Below are 3623 nucleotides of genomic sequence, written 5' to 3'. Positions count from 1 at the left end.
TTCCTAACTGTCGGGCCAGCCCCAAGATAGTGGCTCCCTCGAAGCGCAACTGTCGGATCGCCCAGCGGATCGCCCGCACACCCAGACGCGCCCGAGGTGCGCGCATTGAGTGGTTCTGCTCGCTAAAGGTCGCGATCTGGCAGGTGGTTTCGCGGCATATCCATCGGCGCTTAAACCATCGGATCCGCACTGGAACCCCGGCCCAGGGCGCGTCGATCACCTCCACCACCACGCGCCCGTGGCCTTGTGCGATCACCCCACAACCCGGGCAGCCAGCGCGGCGATCACAGGACTCTATGTCGAGCATCAGACCGTACTCACGCCGAGCGGCAGCAACCAGATGGAAGCCCTCCAAACCGACGAGCAGATCACACCGATCACAACGATTAAGCGACACGGAGCAGCAGCAGGTAGGGTGAGACATTGTCGAGGTCCTTTGAAGATCGCGGGGGTTGAAGTCCGCTCATCATCAAGGACCTCGACCTCTACCCGCAACCCCCGCTCAACACCCGGTCACCCACACTCAACTCGGAAGAGCCCTTTTAGGTACTTGCTTTCCTAAAACTGATGTGATACAATGATTCAATCCAGAAAAGGAGTAAAAAATATGCGGCAAGGTATTCTTAAATAAAACTATAATCAAATAGTGGGAACAAAGGATTATGATAGCTCCTTTTGTAGGGGCTTAGTTTTTTGTACCCAATTTAAGAATACTTTTGCCTTATCAATTTTGACATATCCCCAAAAACAGCAATCACAAACAGGTGTATGCTGTATATGTGTATGTCCGCAACTTATAATCCCCAGTGGTAAAAGTATTTTACTGCTGGGGATTTTTATGCCCTTTGGGGCTGTAAAGGGAGGACAATCACATGAAAATAATCAATATTGGAATTCTTGCCCATGTAGACGCTGGAAAGACGACCTTGACGGAGAGCCTGCTATATGCCAGCGGAGCCATTTCAGAACCGGGGAGCGTCGAAAAAGGGACAACGAGGACGGACACCATGTTTTTGGAGCGGCAGCGTGGGATTACCATTCAAGCGGCAGTCACTTCCTTCCAGTGGCACAGATGTAAAGTTAACATTGTGGATACGCCCGGCCACATGGATTTTTTGGCGGAGGTGTACCGCTCTTTGGCTGTTTTAGATGGGGCCATCTTGGTGATCTCCGCTAAAGATGGCGTGCAGGCCCAGACCCGTATTCTGTTCCATGCCCTGCGGAAAATGAACATTCCCACCGTTATCTTTATCAACAAGATCGACCAGGCTGGCGTTGATTTGCAGAGCGTGGTTCAGTCTGTTCGGGATAAGCTCTCCGCCGATATTATCATCAAGCAGACGGTGTCGCTGTCCCCGGAAATAGTCCTGGAGGAAAATACCGACATAGAAGCATGGGATGCGGTCATCGAAAATAACGATGAATTATTGGAAAAGTATATCGCAGGAGAACCAATCAGCCGGGAAAAACTTGCGCGGGAGGAACAGCAGCGGGTTCAAGACGCCTCCCTGTTCCCAGTCTATCATGGCAGCGCCAAAAATGGCCTTGGCATTCAACCGTTGATGGATGCGGTGACAGGGCTGTTCCAACCGATTGGGGAACAGGGGGGCGCCGCCCTATGCGGCAGCGTTTTCAAGGTTGAGTACACCGATTGCGGCCAGCGGCGTGTCTATCTACGGTTATACAGCGGAACGCTGCGCCTGCGGGATACGGTGGCCCTGGCCGGGAGAGAAAAGCTGAAAATCACAGAGATGCGTATTCCATCCAAAGGGGAAATTGTTCGGACAGACACCGCTTATCAGGGTGAAATTGTTATCCTTCCCAGCGACAGCGTGAGGTTAAACGATGTATTAGGGGACCAAACCCGGCTCCCTCGTAAAAGGTGGCGCGAGGACCCCCTCCCCATGCTGCGGACGACGATTGCGCCGAAAACGGCAGCGCAAAGAGAACGGCTGCTGGACGCTCTTACGCAACTTGCGGATACTGACCCGCTTTTGCGTTGCGAAGTGGATTCCATCACCCATGAGATCATTCTTTCTTTTTTGGGCCGGGTGCAGTTGGAGGTTGTTTCCGCTTTGCTGTCGGAAAAATACAAGCTTGAAACAGTGGTAAAGGAACCCTCCGTCATTTATATGGAGCGGCCGCTCAAAGCAGCCAGCCACACCATCCATATCGAGGTGCCGCCCAACCCGTTTTGGGCATCCATAGGACTGTCTGTTACACCACTCTCGCTTGGCTCCGGTGTACAATACGAGAGCCGGGTTTCGCTGGGATACTTGAACCAGAGTTTTCAAAACGCTGTCAGGGATGGTATCCGTTACGGGCTGGAGCAGGGCTTGTTCGGCTGGAACGTAACGGACTGTAAGATTTGCTTTGAATACGGGCTTTATTACAGTCCGGTCAGCACGCCGGCGGACTTCCGCTCATTGGCCCCGATTGTATTGGAACAGGCATTGAAGGAATCGGGGACGCAGCTGCTGGAACCTTATCTCTCCTTCATCCTCTATGCGCCCCAGGAATACCTTTCCAGGGCTTATCATGATGCACCGAAATACTGTGCCACCATCGAAACGGCCCAGGTAAAAAAGGATGAAGTTGTCTTTACTGGCGAGATTCCCGCCCGCTGTATACAGGCATACCGTACTGATCTGGCCTTTTACACCAACGGGCGGAGCGTATGCCTTACAGAGCTGAAAGGATATCAGGCCGCTGTCGGTCAGCCGGTCATCCAGCCCCGCCGTCCAAACAGCCGCCTGGACAAGGTGCGCCATATGTTTCAGAAGGTAATGTAAAGATACATAATCGTCAAGACGGCAACAATCAGAAGTTATGGAGGGTAACAATGGAATATAGTAAGGAAGATTTAATGGAAGCAAAAAAGCAAATTTGGGGAGTGGGAGAGAACATGGGAACAGAGGAAAGTAAAAAAAATCTGGGAGGAGAACGCACAATTTTGGGATAATGCAATGGGTGACGAATCTAATGAATTTCACAGAGAGGTAGTGCGTCCCAAAGTAACGGAACTTCTATCTCCTAATCCTGCGGATTACATTTTGGATATTGCGTGTGGCAATGGAAATTATTGGCTCTTCCGAGTTGAGTGTGGGTGACCGGGTGTTGAGCGGGGGTTGCGGGTAGAGGTCGAGGTCCTTGATGATGAGCGGACTTCAACCCCCGCGATCTTCAAAGGACCTCGACAATGTCTCACCCTACCTGCTGCTGCTCCGTGTCGCTTAATCGTTGTGATCGGTGTGATCTGCTCGTCGGTTTGGAGGGCTTCCATCTGGTTGCTGCCGCTCGGCGTGAGTACGGTCTGATGCTCGACATAGAGTCCTGTGATCGCCGCGCTGGCTGCCCGGGTTGTGGGGTGATCGCACAAGGCCACGGGCGCGTGGTGGTGGAGGTGATCGACGCGCCCTGGGCCGGGGTTCCAGTGCGGATCCGATGGTTTAAGCGCCGATGGATATGCCGCGAAACCACCTGCCAGATCGCGACCTTTAGCGAGCAGAACCACTCAATGCGCGCACCTCGGGCGCGTCTGGGTGTGCGGGCGATCCGCTGGGCGATCCGACAGTTGCGCTTCGAGGGAGCCACTATCTTGGGGCTGGCCCGACAGTTAGGAA

General features: G+C 53.2%; 3 protein-coding genes. 2 read left to right on the top strand and 1 reads right to left on the bottom strand.

The features are described 5' to 3' along the window. On the bottom strand, positions 1-424 hold a 424-nt coding region (locus HMPREF1136_RS10590; RefSeq protein WP_034504749.1), incomplete at its 3' end, for a transposase family protein. A 448-nt stretch (positions 425-872) separates the two neighbouring features. On the opposite strand from HMPREF1136_RS10590, the gene tet(W) reads away from it, so the two are divergent. Next, a complete protein-coding gene (tet(W), locus tag HMPREF1136_RS03590) occupies positions 873-2792 on the top strand; it encodes a tetracycline resistance ribosomal protection protein Tet(W) (RefSeq protein ID WP_002586627.1) in 1920 nt (639 codons plus the stop codon). 407 nt (positions 2793-3199) lie between these two features. Next, positions 3200-3623: transposase family protein (locus tag HMPREF1136_RS03585; protein ID WP_034504749.1), on the top strand; the 424-nt coding region annotated here is incomplete at its 3' end.

The sequence above is a fragment of the Actinomyces sp. ICM47 genome, from assembly GCF_000278725.1.
Classification (GTDB): domain Bacteria; phylum Actinomycetota; class Actinomycetes; order Actinomycetales; family Actinomycetaceae; genus Pauljensenia.
This window is presented reverse-complemented; position numbering and strand designations above follow the sequence as displayed.